The sequence below is a fragment of the Olsenella sp. An293 genome, from assembly GCF_002159495.1.
In the GTDB taxonomy this organism is placed as follows: domain Bacteria; phylum Actinomycetota; class Coriobacteriia; order Coriobacteriales; family Atopobiaceae; genus Thermophilibacter.
In genome coordinates this window covers 206,920-230,706 of the sequence record NZ_NFIT01000002.1, presented here as the reverse complement: position 1 = coordinate 230,706, position 23,787 = coordinate 206,920, and the positions used below count along the sequence as shown (strand labels likewise).

The 23,787-nt window shown below is 67.8% G+C and carries 25 protein-coding genes; 3 read left to right on the top strand and 22 right to left on the bottom strand.

From position 1 onward, the window contains the following. Window positions 1–152 precede the first annotated feature (152 nt). From B5F85_RS02180 to prfA, 18 genes are all read right to left on the bottom strand, one after another. A complete protein-coding gene (locus tag B5F85_RS02180; RefSeq protein WP_087313941.1) occupies window positions 153–1,556 on the bottom strand; it encodes a phosphoglucomutase in 1,404 nt (467 codons plus the stop codon). Further along, window positions 1,549–2,454: a sugar phosphate nucleotidyltransferase gene (locus tag B5F85_RS02175; RefSeq protein WP_087313939.1), complete on the bottom strand. Its 906-nt coding sequence runs from the start codon at window positions 2,452–2,454 to the stop codon at window positions 1,549–1,551. The genes B5F85_RS02180 and B5F85_RS02175 overlap by 8 nt, the downstream gene beginning before the upstream one ends. Before the next feature lie 187 nt (window positions 2,455–2,641). After that, a complete protein-coding gene (locus B5F85_RS02170) occupies window positions 2,642–3,064 on the bottom strand; it encodes a metal-dependent transcriptional regulator (protein ID WP_087313937.1) in 423 nt (140 codons plus the stop codon). A gap of 42 nt (window positions 3,065–3,106) precedes the next feature. Next, complete coding sequence (gene murA / locus B5F85_RS02165; RefSeq protein WP_087313935.1) at window positions 3,107–4,390, bottom strand: UDP-N-acetylglucosamine 1-carboxyvinyltransferase; 1,284 nt, start codon at window positions 4,388–4,390, stop codon at window positions 3,107–3,109. Window positions 4,391–4,402: 12 nt separating this feature from the next. Further along, a complete protein-coding gene (gene atpC / locus B5F85_RS02160; protein ID WP_087313933.1) occupies window positions 4,403–4,837 on the bottom strand; it encodes an ATP synthase F1 subunit epsilon in 435 nt (144 codons plus the stop codon). 4 nt (window positions 4,838–4,841) lie between these two features. After that, window positions 4,842–6,326: a F0F1 ATP synthase subunit beta gene (gene atpD, locus B5F85_RS02155; protein ID WP_087313931.1), complete on the bottom strand. Its 1,485-nt coding sequence runs from the start codon at window positions 6,324–6,326 to the stop codon at window positions 4,842–4,844. Continuing rightward, complete coding sequence (gene atpG, locus B5F85_RS02150) at window positions 6,326–7,240, bottom strand: ATP synthase F1 subunit gamma (protein WP_087313929.1); 915 nt, start codon at window positions 7,238–7,240, stop codon at window positions 6,326–6,328. The genes atpD and atpG overlap by 1 nt, the downstream gene beginning before the upstream one ends. Window positions 7,241–7,243: 3 nt before the next feature. Then, the gene (gene atpA, locus B5F85_RS02145; RefSeq protein WP_087313927.1) at window positions 7,244–8,908 is read right to left on the bottom strand and encodes a F0F1 ATP synthase subunit alpha; all 1,665 of its coding nucleotides are present in this window, start codon (window positions 8,906–8,908) and stop codon (window positions 7,244–7,246) included. Beyond that, a complete protein-coding gene (locus tag B5F85_RS02140; RefSeq protein ID WP_087313925.1) occupies window positions 8,909–9,385 on the bottom strand; it encodes a F0F1 ATP synthase subunit delta in 477 nt (158 codons plus the stop codon). Further along, window positions 9,372–9,977, bottom strand: a complete 606-nt coding sequence (atpF, locus tag B5F85_RS02135; RefSeq protein ID WP_087313923.1) for a F0F1 ATP synthase subunit B — start codon at window positions 9,975–9,977, stop codon at window positions 9,372–9,374. The genes B5F85_RS02140 and atpF overlap by 14 nt, the downstream gene beginning before the upstream one ends. A 30-nt stretch (window positions 9,978–10,007) precedes the next feature. After that, a complete protein-coding gene (gene atpE, locus B5F85_RS02130; RefSeq protein WP_075278954.1) occupies window positions 10,008–10,211 on the bottom strand; it encodes an ATP synthase F0 subunit C in 204 nt (67 codons plus the stop codon). 109 nt (window positions 10,212–10,320) lie between these two features. Then, window positions 10,321–11,130 (bottom strand): F0F1 ATP synthase subunit A, encoded by an 810-nt coding sequence (gene atpB / locus B5F85_RS02125; RefSeq protein ID WP_204204600.1) that lies wholly within the window; start codon window positions 11,128–11,130, stop codon window positions 10,321–10,323. A gap of 21 nt (window positions 11,131–11,151) precedes the next feature. Further along, window positions 11,152–11,442 (bottom strand): hypothetical protein, encoded by a 291-nt coding sequence (locus B5F85_RS02120; RefSeq protein WP_087313922.1) that lies wholly within the window; start codon window positions 11,440–11,442, stop codon window positions 11,152–11,154. 121 nt (window positions 11,443–11,563) lie between these two features. Next, window positions 11,564–12,211 (bottom strand): uracil phosphoribosyltransferase, encoded by a 648-nt coding sequence (gene upp / locus B5F85_RS02115; protein ID WP_087313920.1) that lies wholly within the window; start codon window positions 12,209–12,211, stop codon window positions 11,564–11,566. A 77-nt stretch (window positions 12,212–12,288) separates the two neighbouring features. After that, window positions 12,289–13,542, bottom strand: coding sequence for a serine hydroxymethyltransferase (gene glyA, locus B5F85_RS02110; RefSeq protein ID WP_087313918.1), 1,254 nt, complete (start codon window positions 13,540–13,542; stop codon window positions 12,289–12,291). Window positions 13,543–13,670: 128 nt separating this feature from the next. Continuing rightward, window positions 13,671–14,318 (bottom strand): L-threonylcarbamoyladenylate synthase, encoded by a 648-nt coding sequence (locus B5F85_RS10765; protein ID WP_204204598.1) that lies wholly within the window; start codon window positions 14,316–14,318, stop codon window positions 13,671–13,673. Continuing rightward, window positions 14,318–15,229, bottom strand: a complete 912-nt coding sequence (gene prmC / locus B5F85_RS10760) for a peptide chain release factor N(5)-glutamine methyltransferase (protein ID WP_204204597.1) — start codon at window positions 15,227–15,229, stop codon at window positions 14,318–14,320. Before prmC ends, B5F85_RS10765 begins: the two co-directional genes overlap by 1 nt. 365 nt (window positions 15,230–15,594) lie before the next feature. Next, window positions 15,595–16,659 (bottom strand): peptide chain release factor 1, encoded by a 1,065-nt coding sequence (gene prfA, locus B5F85_RS02100; protein WP_087313916.1) that lies wholly within the window; start codon window positions 16,657–16,659, stop codon window positions 15,595–15,597. A 248-nt stretch (window positions 16,660–16,907) separates the two neighbouring features. Between prfA and B5F85_RS02095 the strand changes: the two genes are divergently transcribed. Further along, window positions 16,908–18,320, top strand: a complete 1,413-nt coding sequence (locus B5F85_RS02095) for a hypothetical protein (RefSeq protein ID WP_087313914.1) — start codon at window positions 16,908–16,910, stop codon at window positions 18,318–18,320. A 100-nt stretch (window positions 18,321–18,420) separates the two neighbouring features. Here B5F85_RS02095 and rpmE read toward each other — a convergent pair whose 3' ends face one another. Then, on the bottom strand, window positions 18,421–18,837 hold the full coding sequence (gene rpmE, locus B5F85_RS02090) for a 50S ribosomal protein L31 (RefSeq protein ID WP_087313912.1): 417 nt from the start codon (window positions 18,835–18,837) through the stop codon (window positions 18,421–18,423). Between the two features lie 183 nt (window positions 18,838–19,020). Between rpmE and B5F85_RS02085 the strand changes: the two genes are divergently transcribed. After that, window positions 19,021–19,800, top strand: coding sequence for a type III pantothenate kinase (locus B5F85_RS02085; protein ID WP_087313910.1), 780 nt, complete (start codon window positions 19,021–19,023; stop codon window positions 19,798–19,800). Between the two features lie 30 nt (window positions 19,801–19,830). Here the strand turns inward: B5F85_RS02085 and B5F85_RS02080 are convergent, their stop codons facing one another. The 3 genes from B5F85_RS02080 to B5F85_RS02070 all read right to left on the bottom strand — a co-directional run bounded on the left by B5F85_RS02080 (window position 19,831) and on the right by B5F85_RS02070 (window position 22,623). Next, a complete protein-coding gene (locus tag B5F85_RS02080) occupies window positions 19,831–20,352 on the bottom strand; it encodes a hypothetical protein (protein WP_143786116.1) in 522 nt (173 codons plus the stop codon). Further along, window positions 20,343–21,791, bottom strand: a complete 1,449-nt coding sequence (folP, locus tag B5F85_RS02075) for a dihydropteroate synthase (RefSeq protein ID WP_087313965.1) — start codon at window positions 21,789–21,791, stop codon at window positions 20,343–20,345. The genes B5F85_RS02080 and folP overlap by 10 nt, the downstream gene beginning before the upstream one ends. A gap of 94 nt (window positions 21,792–21,885) precedes the next feature. After that, a complete protein-coding gene (locus tag B5F85_RS02070; protein ID WP_087313906.1) occupies window positions 21,886–22,623 on the bottom strand; it encodes an NAD-dependent protein deacylase in 738 nt (245 codons plus the stop codon). A 193-nt stretch (window positions 22,624–22,816) separates the two neighbouring features. On the opposite strand from B5F85_RS02070, the gene B5F85_RS02065 reads away from it, so the two are divergent. Continuing rightward, window positions 22,817–23,770 carry a patatin family protein gene (locus B5F85_RS02065; protein ID WP_087313904.1) on the top strand — a complete coding sequence of 318 codons (954 nt, stop codon included), beginning with the start codon at window positions 22,817–22,819 and terminating at the stop codon, window positions 23,768–23,770. Window positions 23,771–23,787 lie beyond the last annotated feature (17 nt).

Genomic DNA, 23,787 nt, shown 5'->3' with positions numbered 1-23,787 from the left:
TCGATCTCTCGATCGCAGTATCCGGTTCTCAAGGTACTCCCGCGCAGGTCGTGGGCCGTGGCCGCGTCGCTGCGCGGGGAATAACTATACGCACCCCGGCGCCCCGCCGAGGCGTGAATCCGCGGGTTCACGATTTCTGCACAATCGGGGGGCTAGAAGCCCGACCTTACGAGCTCGCAGGCAGCCGCAAGCAGTGCGTCTCGGTCTCGCGCGTCGGTCGCCTCAGCATAGACCCTGACCACCGAACTGGTCCGAGAGGGTCTGATGAGCACCCAGGAGTCGTCCTCGAACTGCGCGCGGAGGCCGTCGGCGTGGGACACCTCGACGGGGAGCTTCCCGGCAAGCTCCCCGGGGTTGAGGCCGGGGAGGACGTTGCGAAACGCCTGGCTTGCGGCGGGCTCGAGACGGATGTCTCTTCTCGCATAGGACATGGTCCCGATGATGGCCTCAAGCTCCTCGGTCATCGTCGAGACGGTCTTCCCGGAGCGTGCGAGCATCTCCACCGCAAGCAGGCACACGAGCAGGCCGTCGCGCTCCCTCAGATGGGAGGGGACGCAGACGCCTCCGTACTCCTCGACCCCCATGATCACGTCCGAGTCGAGCGTCTCTCTATAGATGCGTGAGAACCCAACGGGGACCGAGGTCGTCTCGCAGCCCAGGCGCGCCGCCTCTCGGGCGATGCACGCGGAGCACGTGAGCGTTGTCACCACGCGGCCGTGCGCGCCATGACTCATGACGAGGTTGCCCAGCAGCATCGGAACGATCACGCGCGCCGGAAGGAGGTTGCCGCGCTCGTCAACTATCGAGGCCCGGTCGGCATCCCCGTCGAGCAGAAGGCCCATGTCGGCACCGTGGACCACCACCGCCTGCTCGCAGGCGTCCGCCCACGGGTCACGCGGTTCGGGGTGGATGCCGCCGAAGTCCTCCCTCGGCTCGACATGAATCTCGATCACGTCGCACCCAAGATCGGACAGAAGCCCGGCAAGGTGCCCCGTCCCCGAGCCGCACATCGCGTCGACCACCACGCGCGGACGGCGGGCGGCAATGGATGCCCCATCGACGAGCGAGGCAAGGTCTGCAAGGTACGGGCCGACCAGGTCGATCTCCTCGAACGGCCCCCGCGCCTGGGTGGGCGCAGCGGAGATGGCCTGCTCGACATTGTCCAAAAACCCACGAGAAACCGGGCCGCCGTCAAAGCCCCTGACCAGCAGTCCCCCATATTCGCTGGGCAGCTCGCTCGCAGTGACGATCACCGCGCCGTAGGCGGCATCGTCGCGCGAGCAGCACCAGGAGACCGCAGGTGTTGGGCAGGGGACGTCGGAGACCTTGGCAACGAGGCCGTAGGACGCCAGGATGCCTGCGATGAGAAGGGCAAGGTCTCGCGCGTCATGACGAGTGTCGTAGCCGACGTAGATGGTTGCCCCCGGGGCGGCGTCCGCCCAGACGAGGCCCAGCGCATCGGCGACGCGCGCCACGCTATCGGCGTCGAAGCCATCCTCGAAGCGCGCCTGCCACCCGTCGATTCCAAAACGGATGATGTCAGACCTTCTATCCAAAGAAGCGCTCGCCCTTCTCGCCAAGCTCCTCGCGAAACGCCTCGGCGAAGGCCGGGTCCTCAAGCGCCATACGCGCGTTGGTGGCGGCCCAGGCGGCGGGGGTTCCCGTGTCGCAGCCCTCGGACGGGTCGACGACCAGGGCGTACATCTCCTCCTCGGCCAGCAGGCGCTCCATCGCGTCAGTCAGCTGAATCTCGTTGCCGGCACCGGGGCCCTGTGTGGCGAGCAGTTCCATGATGCGCGGCGAGAGCAGGTAGCGCCCGACGATAAAGAGGTGCGACGGGGCGTCCTCGGGCCGCGGCTTCTCGACGAGCCCGGTCACCTTCCACACGGCGCCCTCCTGCTCGCCCGTGGCCTCGGCGCCCGGCAGGCAGCCGACGCACTCGCCGGCGATGATGCCATAGCGGCTCACCTGGTCCGCGGGAACCGGCGCGACGGCGATGACGGAGGCTCCGCCGTGGGCCTTGGAGACCTCGGCCATGCGCACGCACATCTGGCGGTCAGGGACAAAGTAATCGCCGAGAAGGACGAAGAACGGGTCCTCGTCAACGGTCTCGGCAGCCTGCAGGACCGCGTGGCCAAGGCCGCGGGCCTCGTCCTGATAGACGAAGGAGACCGGCAGGGTCGAGGCGGCGTGAACGCGAGCCGCCTCCGCCTGCTTGCCGCGCGAGCTCAGCATGTCCTCAAACTCCTGGTCGACGGAGAAGTACGCCTCGATCTGGGGCTTCTCGTGCGAGTTGATGATGACGACGCCATCGACCCCCTCGGGCTCGAGGGCCTCCTCGACGACATACTGGATGACGGGCTTGTCGAGAACGGGCAGCAGCTCCTTGGGGGTGCACTTGGTGGCGGGAAGGAAGCGCGTGCCGAGACCGGCAGCGGGGATGATCGCCTTCATCAACGTCCCTTCAATCGGATGAACTGTGTTCCTCCGGCGCGTGCCGGCGGCACAAGAAACATACCCCATTGGCTCACCCAGATTTCAACTAAGCCGTAAGCGGACTAAGAAGCGCGCCCTCCGTCGTGTCGGGCGCGCTTCATCACAGGGCGTTCATATAGTTGGAAAGCCGAGCCTCTCGACGGGCCTACTCGGGAATGTCGAGCCCCTGGCGCTCGAGATAGGCGATGAGCCTCCCCATGGTGTCTTCGGAGAGAACGTGCTCCATGAGGCAGGCCTCCTCGTCCGCGCGCTGCGCCTCGACGCCGAGGTCGGACTCGAGGAAAAGCCGAATCGCCCGATGCGCGCGCCACACCAGCGCCGCGTACTCCCGGCCGCGCTCGGTAAGGGTGACGCGGCCATAGCGGCTCTGCTCGACCATACCGGACTCCTTGAGCGTGGAGAGCGCCTTGTTGACGCTCGCCTTGGAGACGCCGAGCTGCTCGGCAACGTCCACGGAGCGAACCGACCCGTCACCCGCTCCCTCGAGCGAGAGGCGATAGATCGTCTCGAGGTAGTCCTCGCTCGCCTTGGTGAGCGCGTGATCTTCGTGAAGCGCGTCGTTGGTCATGCCGGCCTCCGCCCAGTCTGTCTCCCCCACGGGCCAGAGGCCCTAGAAGCACTCGTCTTCGACGTCGGGCACGGTCGCCCGCTCGATCTTGGCGCCAAGAGACGCGAGCTTCTCGACAAAGCCCTCGTAGCCGCGGTCGATGTGATAGATGTCCGAGACCGTGGTCGTGCCGTCCGCGACCAGGCCCGCCATGACGAGCGCCGCGCCGCCGCGAAGGTCCGGCGAGCGGACCTCGGCGCCGGAGAATCTCTCGACGCCGTGCACGATTGCGTGATGGCCCTCGATGACAATGTCAGCGCCCATGCGGGAGAGCTCGCTCGCGAACATGAAGCGGTTCTCGAAGACGTTCTCGGTGATGATGCAGCTTCCCTTTGCAAGTGCGAGCAGGCACATGGTCTGCGCCTGCATGTCCGTGGGAAACCCGGGGAACGGGAGGGTCTGGATATCGGCGGGGAGCAGCGGCCGGTCGCGCCAGACGGTGCACTCGCGCGTCCCCCGCTCGACCGTGGCGCCCATCTGCTCGAACTTTTTGAGCACAAGCCCGAGGTGCGACGGGGCGAACCCGGTGACCCTCACCGGATCCCCCGTCAGCGCGCCAATGGCAAGGAAGGTGCCCGCCTCGATACGGTCCCCGACGACCTGGTGCGTGACGGGATGAAGCTCGGAGACGCCCTCGACCTCGATGACCGGGGAGCCGGCGCCGGAGATCTTGGCCCCCATCTCGTTGAGAAGGTTGGCGAGATCGACGATCTCGGGCTCGCGGGCGGCATTGTCGATGGTGGTCGTCCCCTTTGCGAAGACCGACGCCATCATGAGGTTCTCCGTGGCGCCGACGCTTGCGAAGGAGAGGGTGACCGTATCGCCGACGAGGCCGTTTGGGGCGCTCGCGTAGATGTTGCCGTGGTCGACCTTGAACTCGACGCCGAGCGCCTCGAGGCCGAGGATGTGCATGTCGATCTTGCGCGCGCCGATGTTGCAGCCGCCGGGCATGGCGACAACGGCGCGGCCGAAGCGGGAGAGCAGCGGCCCGAGCACCGCCGTCGAGGCGCGCATCTGTGCGACGAGGTGATAGGGCGTCTCCCAGGAGTCGACGTCGGAAGTGTCGATCTTGAGCTCGTGCTCGTTGACGACCTCGATCTTGGCGCCGATGTTCTTGAGCACCTTGCCCATGACGTGGACGTCCGCAATGTTCGGGACGTTGGTGAGCGTCGTCGTTCCCGGCGCCATGATGGTCGCAGCCATGAGCTTGAGCGCCGAGTTCTTGGCGCCCTCGACCTTCACAGACCCCGTGACGCGATGACCACCCTCGACTCGAATGACGTCCATGTAACCTCCGTGCTAGTGGGAAGACGGCGTGGCGCTTCCCATTGACTGCTTGAGCAGAAGGTTACACCACTTGATCTTCTTCTCGTAATACGCGCTGCGGTAGTCCCCGTGCCCGAGCTCCTCGAGCGCCTCGATCGCCTCGTCGCGCGTGTTGCGCACCACGTCGGGGTCAATGTCGTCGGTCCGGCGCGCGTGGTCGGCCAGGATGATCACGCCGTCGCGGTCGATCTCCGCGTAGCCGCCGGAGACGACGACGTCATACTCCCCTCCGCCGTCCTCGGGCCGGCGCCTGATGCGCACGACGCCGTCGCCCAGGGCGACGACCTCGGGCGCGTGGCCCGGCCACACCCCGAGCTCGCCCGCATAGGTGACGAGCACGAGGTTTGCGACCGGGCCCTCGAACAGCAGCCGGTCGGGACGGACGAACTGGCAGTTGAGCTCGGCCATGGGCCTACTCCTTCGCCTCGTCGGACGCCGTCATGGCGGCGGCGCGACGACGCACGTCCTCGATGTTGCCGGCAAAGCGGAACGCCTGCTCGGGCAGGTCGTCGCACTTGCCGTCGACGATCTCGGCAAAGCTGCGGACGGTATCCTCGACGGTGCAGTAGACGCCGGGGTTGCCCGTGAACTTCTCGGCGACGTGGAACGACTGGGAGAGGAACTGCTGGATCTTGCGGGCACGCGCGACGACGTGCTGCTGCTCCTCAGAGAGCTCGTCCATGCCGAGAATGGCGATGATATCCTGCAGGTCGGAGTACTCCTGGAGCGTCTCCTGGACGGCCATCGCCACGCGATAGTGCTCCTCGCCCACGATCGAGGGGTCGAGCGCGGAGCTCGAGCTCGCCAGAGGGTCGACCGCAGGGTAGATGCCGAGGTCGGTGATCGCGCGAGAGAGGACCGTCGTGGCGTCAAGGTGCGTGAACGTCGTCGCGGGGGCAGGGTCGGTGAGGTCGTCGGCGGGGACGTAGACGGCCTGGACCGAGGTGATCGACCCCTCCTTGGTGGAGGTGATGCGCTCCTGGAGCTCGCCCATCTCCGTCGCCAGCGTGGGCTGGTAGCCAACAGCGGACGGCATGCGGCCGAGAAGCGCCGAGACCTCGGAACCCGCCTGGGAGAAGCGGAAGATGTTGTCAATGAAGAGAAGGACGTCCTGGCCCTGGTCGCGGAAGTACTCGGCGGTGGTGAGGCCGGCCAGCGCGACGCGCATGCGGGCTCCGGGCGGCTCGTTCATCTGGCCGTAGACCAGGCAGGTCTTCTCGATGACGCCGGACTCGGTCATCTCGAGGTAGAGGTCGGTGCCCTCGCGGGTGCGCTCGCCGACGCCGGTGAAGACCGAGGTGCCGCCGTGCTGCTGCGCGAGGTTGTTGATGAGCTCCTGGATCAGGACCGTCTTGCCGACGCCGGCGCCGCCAAAAAGGCCCGTCTTGCCGCCACGGACGTAAGGCTCGAGCAGGTCGATGGCCTTGATGCCCGTCTCGAAGATCTCGGTCTGGGTGGTGAGCTCGTCGAAGGAGGGCGCGGGGTGGTGGATCGGGTAGTACTGCACGTCCTCGGGCACAGGGCGGCCGTCAACCGGCTGTCCCATGACGTTCCAGACGCGCCCCAGGGTCGAGGGGCCCACGGGCATCATCATGGGGTGCCCCGTGTCGCGGACCTTCAGGCCGCGCGTGAGGCCGTCGGTCGAGGACATGGCGACCGTGCGGACGATGCCGCCCGGAAGCTGGGACTCCACCTCAAGGACGGTGCTGACGTGCCCGACGGGCGTGTCGCCGTCGACCACGAGGGCCGTGTAGATGCCGGGGACCTGACCGTCGAACTTGACGTCGACGACGGGGCCGACTACGCGCACGATCGAGCCCATGCCGACGGTGCGGTTGAGCTTGTTGTACGCCGCCTCCTCGAGGGCGGTGCGCGTCTCTTGGTTCTTCTCTGCCATCAGTTGTCCTCCAATGCGGAAGCGCCGCCGATGATCTCGTTGAGCTCGGTGGTGATGGAGCCCTGGCGGACTCGGTTGAACGTGCGCTCGAGGTTGCCCAGGACCTCCTGGGCGTTGTCGGTCGCGGACTGCATGGCGCGGCGGCGCGCCCCGTGCTCCGCGGCCGCCGAGTCGAGCAGCGCGTGGAAGATGACGGTCCTGAAGTAGGCCGGCATGAGCTTGCCGAGCACCTCCTCCGCGGACGGGTCGAACGCGAAGTCGGTGTAGGCGTGCCCCTCGACGCGCGAGAGCGCCTCGCGCTCACGCGGCTTGTTGGGCATCGTGAGCTGCTCTTTGGTGATGGGGAGCAGCTGCTCGATGACCTGGGTCTGCTCGACGCGGTTGCGAGCGTGCCAGTAGTAGAGCACCACGCGGTCGATCTCGCCCCGGGCGTAGCCGCGCATGACGTAGGACGCGATGCGGTCGGCCTGGTCCTGGTTGGGCTCGGAGGAGATGCCGACGAAGGACATGACCGGGGCCATCTTGCGGTACGTGAAGTACTCGGTAGGCTTGCGGCCGCAGGTGATGATCGAGGACGAGACCCCTTGGGCCTTCAGGCGGCGCACCTCTGCCTCGACCGCGCGCTGCGGGACGATGTTGAATCCGCCCGCGAGTCCCTTGTCGGAGGCGACCACGATGAACAAGGCGCTGCGCTCCTCCGCGTGCTTGGCGAGAAGGGGCTGCCCGGTCGTGAAGCCGGCCTCGGCGACGTTGGCGAGCATGCGCGTGATGGCATCCTTGTAGGGCTCGGCCTGCTCGGCGCGGGCGAGCGCCCTCTGGATGCGCGCGGTCGAGATCATCTCCATCGTGCGCGTGATCTGCATGGTGCTCTTGATCGAGCTCATGCGACGCTGTATTTCACGAAGGTTGGCCATCGCTTACTGCTCCTGGCCGTCCAGCGGCTCGTGCCCGCCCTCGGGCGGGGCGGTGACCGTCTGCTCCGCCGCCTGCTCGACGTCCTCGACGCGGCGCCGGTTGGGGTGCTCGGCGAGGAAGAGCTTCTTGTAGCGCGCGATGCGTGCGCGCAGGCGGCTCGACGTCGCGTCGTCGAGCTTGCCCTCGAGCACGGAGGCGCGCAGCTTCGGGCAGTGGTCGGCCATGTACTTGGCGAGGCCGTCGCGGAACAGGGTCACGTGGTCGAGGTCGATGTCGTCGAGGAAGTCCTCCTTGGCGGCAAAGATCGCGATCACCTGGTCGCGCACGTCAAGCGCAGAGTAGCGCTGCTGCTTGAGCAGCTCCATCATGTGCTCGCCGTGGTTGAGCTGATACTGCGTCGTCGCGTCGAGGTCGGAGCCAAACTGCGAGAAGGCCTGCTTCTCTCGGAAGGCGGCGAGATCGAGGCGCAGCGTGCCCACGACCTGCTTCATGGCCTTGATCTGCGCGTCGCCACCGACGCGCGACACCGAGATGCCCACGTCAACGGCGGGACGCTGGCCCTGGAAGAACAGGTTGGACTGCAGATAGATCTGGCCGTCCGTGATCGAGATCACGTTCGTGGGGATGTAGGCCGAGACGTCTCCCTCCTGCGTCTCGATGATCGGGAGCGCCGTGAGCGAGCCGCCGCCGTTGGCGTCGGAGAGCTTGCAGGCACGCTCGAGCAGACGAGAGTGCAGGTAGAAGATGTCGCCGGGGTACGCCTCGCGTCCGGGCGGACGGTGCAGCGTAAGCGACATCTGACGATAGGCGACGGCCTGCTTGGAGAGGTCGTCGTAGACGACCAGCACGTGACCGCCGGGGTGCTCGGCGTCGGCGGGGTTGCCGTGCTCGTCGTTGTACATGAAGTACTCGCCGATGGCGGCGCCCGCCATCGGGGCGATGTACTGCATGGGGGCGGACTCGGCGGCAGTCGCCGCGACGATGACCGTCTTGTCCAGGACGCCGTGCTGCGAGAGGGACTCGCGGATCGCGGCAACCGTCGAGGCCTTCTGGCCGATGGCGACGTAGATGCAGATCATGTCGGTCGCACGCTGGTTGACGATGGCGTCGATGGCGATGGCCGTCTTGCCCGTCTTGCGGTCGCCGATGATGAGCTCGCGCTGTCCGCGGCCGATGGGGACCATGGCGTCGATGGCGAGCAGGCCCGTCTGAACGGGCTCGCACACCGGCTGACGCTCCATGATGCCGGGGGCCTTGAACTCGATGGGACGGCGATGCGTCGTGTTGATCGGACCGAGGCCGTCGATGGGCTGGCCGAGCGGGTTCACCACGCGGCCGAGCATGGCGTGTCCGACGGGGATGTCCATGACGCGGCCCGTCGTGCGGCACTCGTCGCCCTCCTTGATGTCCTCGACCTCACCGAAGAGAACCGCGCCGACGTCTTCCTGGTCGAGGTTTTGCACCAGGCCGTAGACGTCGCGGCCCGTGGCGGAGCTGGTGAACTTGAGAAGCTCGCCGGACATGGCGCTCTTGAGGCCCGAGACGCGGGCGATGCCGTCGGCGACCTCGGTGACGACCGAGGCCTCCTGACGGTCGACCGTCGCGTTGATGCGCGACAGCTCGTCGCGCAGGGTGCTCATAATCTTCTCGGAGCTGATGGTTTCCATTTATCGTTCCTCGCCTTCGATGAAGGTCGACGAGAGCGTCTTTCTGATGTTGGCGAGCTGCGCGCGCACCGAGGCGTCGTAGCGCTTGCCGCGCACCTCGAGCATGATGCCGCCGATGATCGAGGGGTCGACGCGCTCGACGAGGTAAACCGGGGCGTCGAGGTCTGACTCGGCCTTGGCGCGCACCTTGGCGCGGAGGTCGTCGTCGAGCGGGACCGCCGTGGTGACCGTGACGGAGACCGTGGTGTCCTGGGCGTCGAGAAGCTCCTTGTAGCGCTTCGCGACCTCCTCGAGCAGCCCGATGTCATCCTCTCGCTGCATGGCGGCGAGGGTCTCGAGCACCTCGGGCGTGAACTTGCGCGCGTGCTGCCACTGCACCAGGTCGGCGTTGGCGCGCCCCTCGGAGCGGGCGGCCTCGAGCAGTGCCCTGGTGTACGCCTCGACCTTCTCGGCCTGGCCGCGCTTACTTCCGCTCATCGGGCGCGCCCACTTCCGCAAGGTACTTCTCGGCAAGGCGACGCTGCTCGTCCTCGGAGAGGTCGTTGCCAATGATCTTGCTCGCGATCTCCACGGACAGGTCCACCACCGAGCTCGAGAGCTCGATCATGGCCTTGTGGCGCTCGGAGTCCACGGCGCCGTGCGCCTTGGCGATGATGTCAGCCGCCTCGCGCTGGGCCTTGGCGAGCACCTGGGAGCGGACCTCCTCGGCCTCCTTCTTGGCCTTGGCGATGATGGCGTCGGCCTCGTGGTGTGCCTCGAGGATCTTGCTCTCGTAGCTCTTGACCTCCTCGGCCGCCTCGCGCTTGGAGCGCTCGGCGTCGTCGAGGTCGGCCTGGATCTTCGCCTGGCGCTTCTCCATCATCTCGAGGACCGACGGCCACACGAGCTTGCTGAGGACCGCCAGGATGATGAGGAAGGCGATGAGCGCCGGGACGAACTCGGCCACCTTGGGGATGAGGATGTCGGGGCCGACCGCCGACTCCTCAGCGAGCGACACCACGGGCGCGGACCACGCGGCCACGCCCGTCGCGCCCGCGAGGGCGGCAAGCTTTCTAGCAGTGTTGTTCATGCGTGCCTCCAACTCGCTCGTCCGACAGCCCTACTTTACGATGAGGCTGACGACGAAGCCGATGAGGGCGAGCGCCTCGACGAAGGCGGAGCCCAGGATGAAGACCGTGAACAGACGGCCCTGGACCTCAGGCTGACGAGCCATGCCCTGCGCGACGCCACTGGCGGCCAGGCCAATGCCGATGCCCGCGCCGATAACGCCGAGACCATAACCAACGACACCGAGAGCTCCCACTGTTCCTCCTTTGACATTCGCCCCGATGGGTGTTGTGAGCCGGGACGAGTTTCAAACCAACGTGCTATTCCTCAGCGGGCGAACACCCGCGAGTTACCGTTCTTCTCGCCTACTCCTCGTCGGACTCGGCGATCTGGATGTAGACGGCGGAGAGAAGCGCGAAGACATAGGCCTGGATGGCGGCCACCATGATCTCCACGACGTAGATGACGAGCAGGATGCCCACCCACAGGACCGACGCCCCCGCCTGCGCGGCGGTGGCGATCGAGAAGGCCTGCACCATGGGCTCGAAGAAGAGCGAGGCCAGAATCGCGAAGGTTCCCATGACCACGTGGCCCGCGAAAAGGTTGCAGAAGAGTCGGACGGCGAGGGTGATGAGGCGCAGAATCGTGGAGAAGACCTCGATCAGCCACACGAGCGCGTTGAGCGGGAAGGCCACGCCGGCGGGCGCGAGGCTCTTGGCATAGCCGAGCGCGCCCTTCTTCTTGACGCCGCAGGCAATGAAGTAGACGAACGAGCAGATGGCCAGGGCGGCAGTGGTGGAGATGGTGCCCGTGCCGGGCTTGCAGCCCGGGATGATGCCGACGATGTTGTTGGCGAGCACCACGAGAAACACCGTGGCGATGAAGGGGAAGTGGCGCTTCCAGGAGTCGCCGAGCAGGCCCTTGCACATGTCGTCGCGCACGAACTCGATGACGTACTCGACCCCGTTGACGAAGGTGCCCTGCGGAACGAGGCTCTGCGCCTGCTTCTTCTTGAAGACAAAGAGCACGACGAGCATCAAGATGACGGCGACCGCGAACCAGAACGAGTACTGCGTGAAGCCGATGGAATCGAGGCTGCCCACGATCGGCTGCGACGTGAAGCTCGCAACGAGCTCGTTGACCTCCTCGCCCAGGCTGTCCAGAGGATTGCCCACGCTCTGTCCTTTCCTCCCGGCCTAGCGGCTGCCATTGGCGGCGCGCCAGCCCCTCACCGCCTCGATAACCCAGAAGAGCAGAAACGAGGCGACCATAGAGCTTCCGAACTCCAAGAAGCCCGTGTCCGTGGCAGTGTACACCACAAGCAGGACGACGGTCAGCGACACCATGGAGGCGCCCACCGCCGCGATGCCGGACGCCAGACTCAGGCCGGCACCGCCCCTCAGAGCCCGCTCGAACAGGGCCGCTGGCGCGGCGCAGCCCAGAAGGCCGAACAGCGCGCCCGCGATGACGGCAACCGAGAAGTCCATGGCCTCCGTCCCGTCCGAGCGATTCCGAAATACGAGAAGTCTAGCGCGCCGACCCCAAACGTCAAGGGGGGCGCCCGGGCGCCCCCCATTCGTCATAAAGAGCGGATAAAGACGCCCGGCGCTACTTGGTTCCGTAGATGCGGTCGCCCGCGTCGCCGAGACCCGGCAGGATGTAGGCGTGGTCGTTGAGCTGGCGGTCGAGCGCGCAGGTGTAGAGGCGGACGTCCTTGTCGAACTCGAGCGTCGTGCGCACGCCCTCGGGGGCCGAGACGAGGGTGAGGCAGCGGATGTCACGCACGCCCGCCTCACGCAGGAATTGAATCGCAGCGGTGAGCGAGCCGCCCGTGGCCAACATCGGGTCGACGACGAGGCAGATGCGGTTCTGAATATCATCAGGGAACTTGCAGTAGTACTGGTGCGGCTCGTGGGTGACCTCGTCGCGGTACATGCCCACGTGTCCCACGCGCGCCGAGGGGACGAGCTCGAGCAGGCCGTCGACCATGCCCATGCCGGCGCGCAGAATCGGGATGATGGCGACCTTCTTGCCGGCGAGGCGCTTGCAGGTCGTGACCTCGAGCGGGGTCTCGACCTCGACGTCTTCGAGCGGGAAGTCGCGCATGGCCTCGTAGCCCTCGAAGATGGCGAGCTCGTTGACCAGCTCGCGGAACTGCTTGGTCGAGGTGGCCTTGTCGCGCAGGATGGAGAGCTTGTGCTGGACGAGCGGGTGATCGATGACCGTGAAGCGCTCGGTGTCGAACTCCTCTGCCATTTCTGGTCCTTTCTGTCAATTGGGGACAGTCCCCAACGTACATATGTGAGTTGGGGACTGTCCCCAACTCGCAGACACTACAGCTCGGGGTAGAGGGGGTGCTCGGCGAGCAGCTCGCGGACCTCCATGCTCACGCGGTCGAGCAGCGCGGGGTTGTCCTTATCGGCCACGACCTCGCCGATGAGCTGACCGATGCGCTCGCACTCCTGCTCGGAGAAGCCCCGCGTGGTCGCGGCGGCCGAGCCCACGCGGATGCCGCTCGTGACGAAGGGCGAGCGCTTCTCGCCGGGGATGGTGTTCTTGTTGACGGTGATGCCCACCTCGTCCAGCGCGCGCTCGGCGTCGCGACCGGTGACCTCGCCGGCCGGCGTGAGGTCGACGAGCAGCAGGTGGTTGTCGGTCCCGCCGGAGACCAGCCTCAGCCCGCGCGACTCCATGCCTCGCCCGAGGGCCTTGGCGTTGGCGAGGATGGCGTCTGCGTAGTCCGCAAACTCCGGACGCAGGGCCTCGCCAAAGGCGACGGCCTTGCCGGCGATGACGTGCTCGAGCGGGCCTCCCTGACTGCCCGGGAACACCGCGGAGTCGAGCTTCTTGGCGAGGTCGGGGTCGTTGGAGAGGATGAGGCCGCCGCGCGGGCCGCGCAGCGTCTTGTGCGTGGTGGTGGTCACGACGTCGGCGCAGGGCACCGGCGAGGGGTGGCGGCCCGTCGCCACGAGGCCCGCGATGTGGGCCATGTCGACCATGAGGTAGGCGCCCACGGAGTGGGCGATCTCGGCGAAGCGCTCGAAGTCGATGAAGCGCGGGTAGGCGGAGGCGCCGGCGATGATGACCTTGGGCCTCTCGGCCTCGGCCAGCGCTGCGACGGCATCGTAGTCGATGCGCTCGGTCTGGGAGTCAACGCCATAGGAGACGACCTGGAAGAGCTTGCCCGAAAAGTTGGCGGGAGAGCCGTGGGTGAGGTGCCCCCCGTTGTCGAGCGCCATGCCCATGATCTTGTCGCCCGGCTGGGCGAGCGCGGAGAGGGCCGCGTAGTTGGCCTGCGCGCCCGAGTGGGGCTGCACGTTGGCAAAGGCGGCGCCGAAGAGGCGCTTGGCGCGCTCGCGAGCGAGGTTCTCGGCCTCGTCGACCGCCCAGCAGCCGCCATAGTAGCGCTTGCCGGGAAGACCTTCGGCATACTTGTTGGTGAGCGGAGAGCCAACAGCCTCCATCACCGCCATCGAGACGAAGTTCTCCGAGGCGATGAGCTCGATCGAGGAGCGCTGGCGGCGCAGCTCGTCGCTCACGGCAGCGAAGACTTCGGGGTCGGACGCGCTCAGGTGCTCGTAGGCCATAAAACCCCTCCTTTATGCGCTGTGCAGAATGCCCGTCCCGGCGGTTGCAGGACGCCGCAGGACAACTGTAGCACGGCGCGGACAGACGTCCCTGCGCCGGGCCCGCAGATTGAGGCGAGATGTAACGCTTAGGAGCGGCAGGCGAGAAGGACCTCGGCCTCGGTCAGGGCGCCCTCGCGCAGGATGCGAGGCTCGGAACCGGTGGCGTCCACGATCGTCGAGGCGACCCCCACGGGCGCGGGCCCGGCATCGACCACGAGGTCGACCGCCGCGGCGATGCCGGGCTCCAGTTCGGCGCCAGACGCCGCGGCGGCCTCGCCGTGCGTGTTGGCGCTCGTCTGGGCGACGGGACAGCCCAAGGCGCGCACGATGGCGCGGTCGAGCTCGGAGCCGGGCACGCGCAAGGCGATGGTGAGGCCGTCCGCTCCCTCCTGCGCGTACTCCGGGGAGACGGCCTCGGAGGCGCGCACCACGAGTGTGAGGGCGCCCGGCCAGAAGTGCTTGGCGAGACGAAGCGCCCATTCGGGCACGTCCTTCCCGTAGACGTCAAGGTCGGCGACGTCGGCGACGAACCACGGGAGGGTCTGCGCGCGGTCGCGGCGCTTCACCTCGAAGATTCTTGCGTGCGCGGGGTTTGCGGGCGTCGCGGCGCAGCAGATGCCGTAGACGGAGTCGGTGGGCAGCACGGCAACGCCGCCGTCGCGCAGAACCTCCACGACGCGCGCGACCATCAGGGACTCAGGACGATCCTGTCCCCGAGCGAGAAGAACCTCCATCACTGTCCCTCCCTCACGGCAACGAGCGCCCGCGGGCGGCGCGTGAGGTCCTCGCGCACCTCGACCGTCGCCCAGCCGGCCCGCTCGCGCACGAGCGCCGCGGCGGCATCCAGCGAGCCCTCAAAGAGCTCCACGGCAAGCATGCCCCCAGGCGCCAACGCCGCGGGGGCCAGATCGAGCAGGCGACGAAAGACGTCGAGCCCGTCGTCTCCGCCGTCGAGCGCGAGCTGCGGCTCGAAGTCGGCGACCTCGGCGGGAACCTCCTCGCGCAGGACCTGCGTGGGAATGTAGGGCGGGTTTGAGACGAGCACGTCGAACGAGCCCATAAGCTCGGGGTCGACCCCGGAGGCAAGGTCACACTCGACGATGTCCACAGCCTGCTCGAGGCCCAGAGCCTCACGATTGCGCGTCGCAAGCTCGACGGCGCGAGGCGAGAGGTCGGTGGCCGTGACGAGCGTGCCGGGGCGTTCGGATGCAACGGAGAGCGCGATGCAGCCCGTTCCCGTGCCGACCTCGAGCACGCGGACGGGGGCCTCGGCCTCGCCGCCGCGCTTGGCCTTTGTCGCGTCCACGCCCTCGAGCGCCGCGTCCACCAGAATCTCCGTCTCGGGACGGGGGATGAGCACGCCGCGCTCGCACTTGAGGACGATGTGCCGGAAGGCCATCTCTCCGGTCACGTACTGCAGCGGCTCTCCCGCCGCACGCCGCTCGATGGCCGCGTGCATGGCGTCGAGCTCGCTTGCCTCGAGCGGCTTGTCAAAGTTAACGTAGAGCTCCACGCGCGAAAGGCCGCAGACGTTGGCAAGCAGCCACTCGGCGGAGAGGCGGGGATGCTCGTCACCCTTGCGCTCGAGGTAACCGCTCGTCCAGTCGAGCACCCTCTTGATTGTCCATGGCTCGGTGCGTGGCATCGTCCTCCCTCCGGCTGTGCGTCATAGCATCATAGCGTGCCGCAGGGGCCTGCTCCAGCGTTGCCGCCCTGCAAAATCAGCTCTCGGTCCATATTCGCGCGGGCCGGGAAACAAAACCCGCCTTCGATCCATGGCTTTTTCGCGGCGCGCCCCTGCAGCCAATCGCGTTTTCCCAGTTGATGAGAAGACGACCTCGCTCCGACAGACGCCCGAAGCGGTTTTACTGGCCAAAACGCATGGATCGAAGGCAGGTTTTGTTTCCCGGCCCGCGCGAATATGGACCGAAGATCACTTTTGCAGCCCGCGACGCAAAGCCGCCCGTGCCGAAGGCACGGGCGGCCTTGTGGTGTGCGATGTGTGGGACGCTACACCGCCTGGGCCAGCTTCTCCGCGCGCTCGGCCGCGGCAAGCGCCTCGATGACGCTCGACAGCCCGTCACCGAGCAGGACGCCGTTGTAGGTGCTGTTGAAGCCGATGCGGTGGTCGGTCACGCGATCCTGCGGCTGGTTGTAGGTACGAATCTTCTCGGAGCGGTTTCCGTGACCGATCTGGGAGAGGCGCGCGGCCCCCTGCTCGGCCTGCTGCTTCTCGAGCTCCATCTCGTAGAGGCGGGCGCGCAGCATCTGCATGCAGACCTCGCGGTTCTGGATCTGGGAACGCTGGTCCTGAGACTGCACCACGGTGTTGGTGGGCAGGTGCGTGATGCGCACGGCGGAGTAGGTGGTGTTGACGCACTGACCGCCGGGACCGGAGGCGCAGTAGGTGTCGATGCGCAGGTCGGACTGATCGATCTGGATGTCGATCTCGTCGGCCTCGGGGAGCACCGCCACGGTGGCCGTAGAGGTCTGGATGCGACCCTGGCTCTCGGTCTTGGGAACACGCTGGACGCGGTGCACGCCGGACTCGTACTTCATCACGGAGTACACCTTGTCGCCGGCGACCTTGAACTCGATGGTCTTGAAGCCGCCGGCCTCGCTCGGAGACGAGGAGAGGATCTGGATCTTCCACCCGCGGCCCTCGCAGAAGTGCTGGTACATCTTGAAGAGGTCGCCGGCAAAGATGGCCGCCTCGTCGCCGCCCACGCCCGCGCGAATCTCGACGATGGTGTCCTTCTCATCGTTGGGATCGGCCGGGATGAGCAGGAACTTGATGTCGTCCTCGAGCGCGGGAAGCTTGGCCTCGTTGGCCGCGATGTCCTCCTGGAGCATCGCCTTCTCCTCGGCATCGGCCTCGTGCAACATCTCCTTGGCTGCGTCGATGTCGTCGAGCGCGCCAAGGTACTCGCGAGCGCGCGTCACGAGCTCGGCCTGGCTCGCGTGCTCCTTGGCAAGGCGCGCGTACTCCTTGGGGTCGGAAACGACGGCAGGGTCCATGAGCTTCTTCTCGAGCTCCTCGTAGGCAATGATGATCTTGGTGAGCTTGTCTCGCATGATGACTCCTTGGGGAGAATGTGGGGATAACAACGTCGAGCCATGCGGCAGTGCCGCCTTGGCGCAGCTAGAGCTTGTCAAACCTCAGATACACGGGACCTCCCCGGAGTCTCGTCGTTTCAGCCATCACATCATACCCCGAACGTCGCGGGCCGCACGCATCTGCGCAAAGTCCACGCGAGCCCGGCAAACAGCAAAACGCCCCGCTCTTGTGAGAAACTAGGGACCAGAAGTCAGGAGGTGCACCCATGCCGGACGAACCCAGGCCAGAGCGCGACGCGCAGGCCGAGAAGAACGAGGGGCCCGCCTCGGACCCCGGCGAGACGCTCGCGGGTGAGACGGCAACGCTCTCCCCGGAGGGTCCCCAGCCGGGCGAGACCGAGCGACGTCCCCCCGTCGAGGCGACCTCACCGCAGCCCGAGTCCGCGAGCGAGGCGGGGCTGCACGACGTCACCGGAGCGCTGAGGAGCTATCTGCGCGGTCGCGCGGGCTCCCTCGCGCGGCTCGTGCGCGCGCACCGGGTCGCCGCTGCGATCGCCGCGTTCGCCGTCGTCGCAGCGGCCGTCGCGGCGATTGCCGCCCTGACCGCAGCGCCGCAGTTCCCCGCCCGAGAGCTCGTCGAGCAAGACGCCCTCGCCCTCGAGGCGCCCGTCTACGCCCCCGGCAGCTTTGGCCATGACGACATCCTCGTGGCCCGCGAGGCTGAGGTTCGATCGATCGCTGCGGGCGACCAGCGTGAGACCGCCCGGGCCGAGGTGCTCGTCACCTATCTCGGAAGCTACGTCAAGGCCGAGAAGGTCACGACCATCGGCTACGCCCTGAGCGAGGGTTCCTGGGTCGCAGATGGCAGCTCCGAGGACGCGCGCGTCTCGTGGAGCGCCCTCGAGGGGCCCGACGCGGGAAAGATCGTCTCGAACGTCGGCGTTCTTCTCGCCCGGGCGGATCAGCAGCTCTCCGGGCAGGGGGAGGACGGGGACGCCACGCTCGAGCAGCTCTACCAGGGCGCTAACGTGCGACTCGACCTTCTTGAGTTCGACTCCGAGAGCGGGAGCTGCTCGATGGAGCTCACCTGCACCAAGACCGAGACCTTCGAGGCGTACGAGTGCCGCCTGAGCGCCGGGCTCGCCTTCCGCTCGTCGAACGGCAAGTGGGAGCTCGAGCGACTCTCCGTCGCGGACGGCGGCAAGACGCGCAGCCTCGAGCCGCTCGTCGGCACGTGGTCGGGCACGTTCGTGAGCCAGGCAACTGACGGGACGAAGTGCCTGGCGGGCCGGCCGTCAGGACTTTCTCTCAATGTCGAGAGCACCCGCACCGAGGGCGGCGTCACGCAGGCCACGGGCACCGTCTCGGGTGTCGCCCACTACCACGGGCACCCGTCGCGCGACGCCGAGGGCTGCCCGGGCGACCTCACGCTCACCGAGGTGCCCTTCACCGCCACGCTCGTCGATGACGAAGACGGGACGCTCGTGCTCGAGGCGACGCTTCCGGAGGACGTCGACGGCACGACCACGCTCACCCTGCGTCTGGGCGAGAAGGACAATCCCGCGGCCGCCGTCGCCGAGCTGACGAGCTCCTCCACGCAGACGGGCTCGATCCTGTTCTTCCCCGTCGAGGAGACGGTCGCCTACGCCGACACCTTCTCGCTCGTCCGCACGGCATAGCATGTGGCAGGCGCCTTAGAGGCGCCATCCGCGCATCACAAAAGGGCGCCCCGCGGACACGCAGTCCGCGGGGCGCCCCTCACATGCCGTGAAGCAGGTGCTACTCGGCGGCCTCGGTGGTCTCGGCGACCTCGGCGGGAGCCTCCTCGACGGGAGCCTTGGCAGCCTCGGCCTCGGCCTTCTTGGCGTACTCGGCGGCACGCTTGGCCTTCTCAGCGGCCTTGGCCTCCTTGGCGGCCTTCTTGGCAGCGGCCTCCTCGGCGGCCTTGGCGGCCTTGGCGGCCTTGGCCTCCTGGGCCTTCTTCAGCTGCGCGGCAGCGGCGCCACCGAACTTGTCGGCGAAGCGCTGGACGCGGCCGCCGGTGTCGACGAGCTTCTGCTGGCCGGTGTAGAACGGGTGGCACTTGTCGCAGAGGTCGACCACGATCTCCTTCTTGGTGGAACGGGTCTTCCAGGTGTTGCCGCAGGTGCAGCGGACGGTGCACTCCACGTAGTCGGGGTGGATACCTTGCTTCATGGCAGGACTCCTCTTCATCGGCCCTGGTTTCCGACCAGGGCGGGGGTTCGTCTCGGTTCCGACCGAGACACAATAGCCGTATGACTATATCAGAAAGGCTGTGACACGTCTGTGAAGATTTGCGCGTAAGATGGGGCGAGAAGAACGCGCCGCCTCGGGCGGCAGCCATCCGGGAGGTGCCCCATGTTCCTGGCGATCGACGTCGGCAACACCCAGACCACGCTCGGCCTCTTTGACGACGGGGGCGGGCTCGTCCGCGGCTGGCGCATGTCCACCACCGCGGCGGACACCTCCGACATGCTGCACTCACGTCTCTGGGGCTTCTTCATGAAAGACGGCCTCGACCTCGAGGACGTGACCGACGCCGGCGTCGCGAGCGTGGTCCCCGCCCTCGAGCGATCCTGGAGGCGCTGCCTCGAGGCCCATCTCGGCCACGAGCCCATCGTCGTGAGCGCGGGCGAGGGCTACGGCATGGACGTCGCCATGCCCAACCCCCGCCAGGTGGGCGCCGACCGCATCGCCAACGCCATCGCGGCACGGAGCACCTACGGCTCGCCGGTGATCGTGGTCGACTTTGGCACCGCCACCAACATCGACGTGGTGGACGCGGCGGGCGCCTACCGCGGGGGAGCCATCTCCCCGGGGCTCATGCTCTCCGCCTCCGCGCTCTTCTCGCGTGCGGCGAAGCTCGCGAGCATCCCCATCGAGGCCCCCGAGCGGGCGCTTGGCGACAGCACCGAGGCGGCGCTGCAGTCAGGCCTCGTGATCGGGGCGGCCGCCCAGGCGGAAGGTCTCGTCGCGCGCATCCGCGCCGAGCTCGGCGCGCCCAACGCGACGGTGGTGGGAACCGGGGGGCTCGCTCGCACGGTGGCGCGGGCCACGGACCTCTTCGACGCGATCGACCCCGACCTCACGCTGCGCGGCATCCGGGAGATCTGGCTTCGAGAGCGCGCCCGCGCGTAGCCGGACGCCGAGGCGCACAGGAGCAAGACGCTAGGGGAGCACCCGCAGCGTCGCCTGCTCCGGAGCGAGCTCGAGCTCGCCGCCGCCCTCACGGCTCACCGTCACGCGTCCCCAGACGTCGACGCCGGAAAGCGTCCCGCGCGCGACCACGCGACCCCCGCGCACGACCTCGACTCGCTCGCTCATGCCGCGGAGGGCGTCGAAGTAGTCGCCCAGGATCGAGGCGAGCGGCCCGGCCTTTCCGCGGCCGGCGGCATAGGCCTGCCCCCAGGCGCCGACCGCCTCGGTCGCCGCGCGCTCGAGAGCGGCGGCGTCAAGGTTCTTCTCGGCGTCCCACGTGAGGTCGCAGCGGACAAAGACGCCCAGCTCGTCGTAGCCGGCGCGGGCATCAACGTGAACGAGCGGCGTGCCCTCGGCTGAGACCACCTCGTGAGGCCACGCCACGCGAGCGCCAAGCTCGCGGGCGACGGCGAGGGCGCACACAAACGGCACGCCCGTCGAAAACCCCATCGGGACGCCCGGACGCAGGGTCACCGACGTCCCTACTCCCATGCGACCTCCCCGAGATCGGACGTCACATGGCCGACGCGCGCCTCGCGCTCGGCGACGTCGACGCCCTCGTGGGCGAGGAAGCGCTCGGGGCTGTGCATGAGGTCCTCCATGGGCACGATCACGTAGTCGCGCTCGCCGGCGCGCGGGTGCGGGAGCGTGAGACGCGTGCCAAAGTGGCGCTCCCCCTCCACCCACACGAGGTCACAGTCGATGGTGCGCGGGCCCGACCCGGGCTTTTTGGGGTCGCGGTCCTTCTCGCGGATTCTGCCGAGCTCGTCTTCGACCTCGAGCAGCTTGCCCATGAGCACGAGCGGGTGCAGCTCGGTACGAATCTCGGCCACGGCGTTGGCGACGGGCGTCGCGATGCCGTAGGCAGGCTCGGTCTCGTAGGCGTGGCTCACGCTGACGACGCACGTCAGCGGGATCTCGTCGATGAGCCGGACGGCGCGCGCGATGTTGCCCACGCGGTTGCCCACGTTGGAGCCGAGGCTCACGAACCCCTGGCGCGGGTCCTTGTGCGAGACGGCCCAGTAGGCGTTGACCGCCTGCGCGGCGCCCGCCACGTCGTGAACGCGCAGGATGCGCGCGCCACCCTCGATAGCGGCGATGCAGATGCCGGCGGTCGCGGCGTCGCGCGCGGCCGCGTCGGGGACGCCGGAGACGGCGCCGACGAAGCGCTTTCTCGACACGGCGCACACGAGCGGATAGCCCATGGAGGCCATCGAGCGCGTCGAGCGCTGGATGACCACGTCCTCGTCGGCGAGCTTGTCAAACCCCGCGCCGGGATCGAGGCAGATGCGGTCGCGGCCCACGCCGGCGCGCAGCAGCGTCCGCGCTTGGTCGCCCAGAAAGCCCATCACCTGGCGCATGATCGGCGCCTCCTCGGGAAGCGTGAAGCGGCGCTGGGAGAGGACGGGTCGCGGGAGGGCGCTCCCGTTGGGGCGGCTCTGGTCGAGGGTGACCTGGCGGCGCGGCGCCCGCGTGCCGAGGCCCTCGTGGCTCCAGTGCATGATGACGCAGCCGCAGGACGTGTCCGCGGCCACCTGGACCATCTCGGGATCGGTGAAGCCCGAGACGTCGTTGATGATCGAGGCGCCCAGGCGCACGCACATGCGGGCGACCTCGGCGTGACGCGTGTCCACCGAGACGATCGCGCCCGCCTCGACCAGGGCGCGCACCACGGGGACGACGCGCTCGGCCTCGACCTTCGCGGAGACGGGCGTGTGCCCCGGGCGCGTGGACTCGCCGCCCACGTCGATGATGTCGGCCCCCTCGTCGAGCATCTCGAGGCCGCGGACGATCGCCGCCTCGGGGTCGACGTTCTCGCCGCCGTCGGAGAACGAGTCCGGGGTGACGTTGAGGATGCCCATGATGCGCGGGCGCGCGAGCGAAATCTCGTGGGCGCCACAATGCCAGGTGGCGTAGTTCTCTCGAAGCATGACCATCCCCTTTCGGGCCGACCGCCGTACTCGTCCATTGTACCCGGGGCCGCCGACAATGAGGACGGGTTCAATCGCCGGGGGCGCTCCTTCCTCAGAAGTCGAACGCGGCGGCGATGTCGCAGGCGCAGACGAGGTCGGCACGGGAGTCTGCCGGCGTGGGGTCGCGGTTCACGACCACAACCTCAGAGCCCCCAAAGTAGTCCACGAGCCCCGCCGCCGGATACACCACCAGCGACGTTCCCCCGATGACCAGCAGATCCGCCTGCGCTATCGCCTGGACGCTGGCGATAAGAACGCGCTCGTCCAGGCTCTCCCCGTAAAGCACGACATCGGGCTTCACCAGTCCCCCGCACTTCTCGCACCGGGGCACGCCCTCGGACTCAAGGACCCACTCCGCCGAATAGGTCTCGCCGCACCGCTGGCAGACGTTGCGGTGCACCGAGCCGTGCAGCTCGTGGACGACGCGCGACCCGGCCATCTGATGGAGCCCGTCGATGTTTTGCGTGACCACCGCCGCGAGATGCCCTTCGCGCTCCAGCTCGGCGAGCCTCGCGTGGGCGCGATTGGGCCGCGCCGTGAGGCAGATCATCCGCTCGCGATAGAAGTCGAAGAACTCCTCGGTGTGGGAGATAAAGAAGCCGTGGCTGAGCATCTCCTCGGGCGGGTAGGCAAAGTGCTGGTGATAGAGGCCGTCCGCGCTTCTGAAGTCCGGGATGCCGCTGGCGGTGGAGACCCCCGCCCCGCCGAAGAAGACCGCCCTTCTCGCCCGATCGAAGCGTTTGGCGAGCTCAGACGCCGCTTCCTGGGAATCAGTTATTGTGCATGCCATGTGCCGTCCCTTCGTCGCCGCGGGCCATGGTGCCATGGTATGCCCCCGGGACACATGATGGAGAATCCGTCGGCGACGGTTCGGGCAGCGGCGTTTGGGGAACAACAAGGTTTATGCGCGACAGACGCCTCCGGGGCATCTGTCCCGCGTATCTGTCACGTGATCCGCCGCAGCGCGCTCGGAGGAGGTTGTCATGGAGTCACCCGTCAGCAACGTGTTCGACTGCGCCCTGGTGTTCGAGGGGGGCGGCTATCGGGCGAGCTACACCTGCGCCTTCGCGAACGTCCTGCTCGAGCAGGGCATCTACTTCGACTACGTCTGCGGTCTTTCCGCCGGGGCCAGCAACACCGTCAACTATCTCTCCCGCGACCGCAAGCGCGTCCGCGACGCCTTCATGACAGACGGCCCCGCTCGCGGGCTCGTGGGCCTGCGCTCGCTGCTTCGAGGGCACGGCTACTTCGACGCCGACGCCCTCTATGAGGGGGCGCTGCGCGAGGGGACCCTCGAGTTTGACTGGGAGACGTTCTCCGCCAACCCCGCCCGTCTGCGCATCCAGGCCTTCGAGCGCGACACCGGCCGAACGGTGCGCTTTGGCCGAGAGGACATGACCGACCCGATGCGCATGATCGACCTCGTCCGCGCAAGCTCCACGCTGCCCGGCATGATGAAGCCGCTCGAGGTCGACAGGCGCGTGCTGCTTGACGGCGGCCTCGGAGAGGGCGCGGGGATCCCGGTCTGCATGGCCGAGGAGGACGGCTTCGAGCGCCTGGTCTTTGTGGCGACTAGGCCGCGCGGGTACCGCAAGAGCGAGCCCGGCGCCAAGGACAGGCAGATGTTCAAGGCCGTCGCCAAGGACCACCCCTACCTGCGAAAGGCGCTGCTCACCCGCTGGGAGCGCTACAACGACGCGATCGAGCACGTCGAGCAGCTCGCCGAGCAGGGCCGAGCGCTCATCCTCTACCCCGATAAGATGCCCGTGGAAAACGCGACGGTCAATCCCCGCAAGCTCGCCGCCGCCTACGACGCCGGCCACGCCCAGTACCTGCGCGAGATGCCGCGCGTCCGCGAGTTTCTCTTCGGCTCGGCCGACGGGGGCCCGACGCCCAAAGACCCCGACGCCGGCACCGGCTACATCACGCTGGGCTAGGGCGACGGCGCGGGCCC

Coding starts and splice junctions, on each gene's coding strand:
- B5F85_RS02095 (WP_087313914.1), top strand. CDS start 16,908: ATGCCGGACGAACCCAGGCCAGAGCGCGACGCGCAGGCCGAGAAGAAC.
- B5F85_RS02140 (WP_087313925.1), bottom strand. CDS start 9,385: ATGAGCGGAAGTAAGCGCGGCCAGGCCGAGAAGGTCGAGGCGTACACC.
- B5F85_RS02175 (WP_087313939.1), bottom strand. CDS start 2,454: ATGAAGGCGATCATCCCCGCTGCCGGTCTCGGCACGCGCTTCCTTCCC.
- B5F85_RS02065 (WP_087313904.1), top strand. CDS start 22,817: ATGGAGTCACCCGTCAGCAACGTGTTCGACTGCGCCCTGGTGTTCGAG.
- prmC (WP_204204597.1), bottom strand. CDS start 15,229: ATGCCACGCACCGAGCCATGGACAATCAAGAGGGTGCTCGACTGGACG.
- upp (WP_087313920.1), bottom strand. CDS start 12,211: ATGGCAGAGGAGTTCGACACCGAGCGCTTCACGGTCATCGATCACCCG.
- prfA (WP_087313916.1), bottom strand. CDS start 16,659: ATGCGAGACAAGCTCACCAAGATCATCATTGCCTACGAGGAGCTCGAG.
- B5F85_RS02085 (WP_087313910.1), top strand. CDS start 19,021: ATGTTCCTGGCGATCGACGTCGGCAACACCCAGACCACGCTCGGCCTC.
- B5F85_RS02170 (WP_087313937.1), bottom strand. CDS start 3,064: ATGACCAACGACGCGCTTCACGAAGATCACGCGCTCACCAAGGCGAGC.
- atpG (WP_087313929.1), bottom strand. CDS start 7,240: ATGGCCAACCTTCGTGAAATACAGCGTCGCATGAGCTCGATCAAGAGC.
- folP (WP_087313965.1), bottom strand. CDS start 21,791: ATGCTTCGAGAGAACTACGCCACCTGGCATTGTGGCGCCCACGAGATT.
- murA (WP_087313935.1), bottom strand. CDS start 4,390: ATGGACGTCATTCGAGTCGAGGGTGGTCATCGCGTCACGGGGTCTGTG.
- B5F85_RS10765 (WP_204204598.1), bottom strand. CDS start 14,318: ATGGAGGTTCTTCTCGCTCGGGGACAGGATCGTCCTGAGTCCCTGATG.
- atpD (WP_087313931.1), bottom strand. CDS start 6,326: ATGGCAGAGAAGAACCAAGAGACGCGCACCGCCCTCGAGGAGGCGGCG.
- B5F85_RS02070 (WP_087313906.1), bottom strand. CDS start 22,623: ATGGCATGCACAATAACTGATTCCCAGGAAGCGGCGTCTGAGCTCGCC.
- B5F85_RS02080 (WP_143786116.1), bottom strand. CDS start 20,352: ATGGGAGTAGGGACGTCGGTGACCCTGCGTCCGGGCGTCCCGATGGGG.
- atpA (WP_087313927.1), bottom strand. CDS start 8,908: ATGGAAACCATCAGCTCCGAGAAGATTATGAGCACCCTGCGCGACGAG.
- rpmE (WP_087313912.1), bottom strand. CDS start 18,837: ATGAAGCAAGGTATCCACCCCGACTACGTGGAGTGCACCGTCCGCTGC.
- atpF (WP_087313923.1), bottom strand. CDS start 9,977: ATGAACAACACTGCTAGAAAGCTTGCCGCCCTCGCGGGCGCGACGGGC.
- B5F85_RS02120 (WP_087313922.1), bottom strand. CDS start 11,442: ATGGACTTCTCGGTTGCCGTCATCGCGGGCGCGCTGTTCGGCCTTCTG.
- atpC (WP_087313933.1), bottom strand. CDS start 4,837: ATGGCCGAGCTCAACTGCCAGTTCGTCCGTCCCGACCGGCTGCTGTTC.
- glyA (WP_087313918.1), bottom strand. CDS start 13,542: ATGGCCTACGAGCACCTGAGCGCGTCCGACCCCGAAGTCTTCGCTGCC.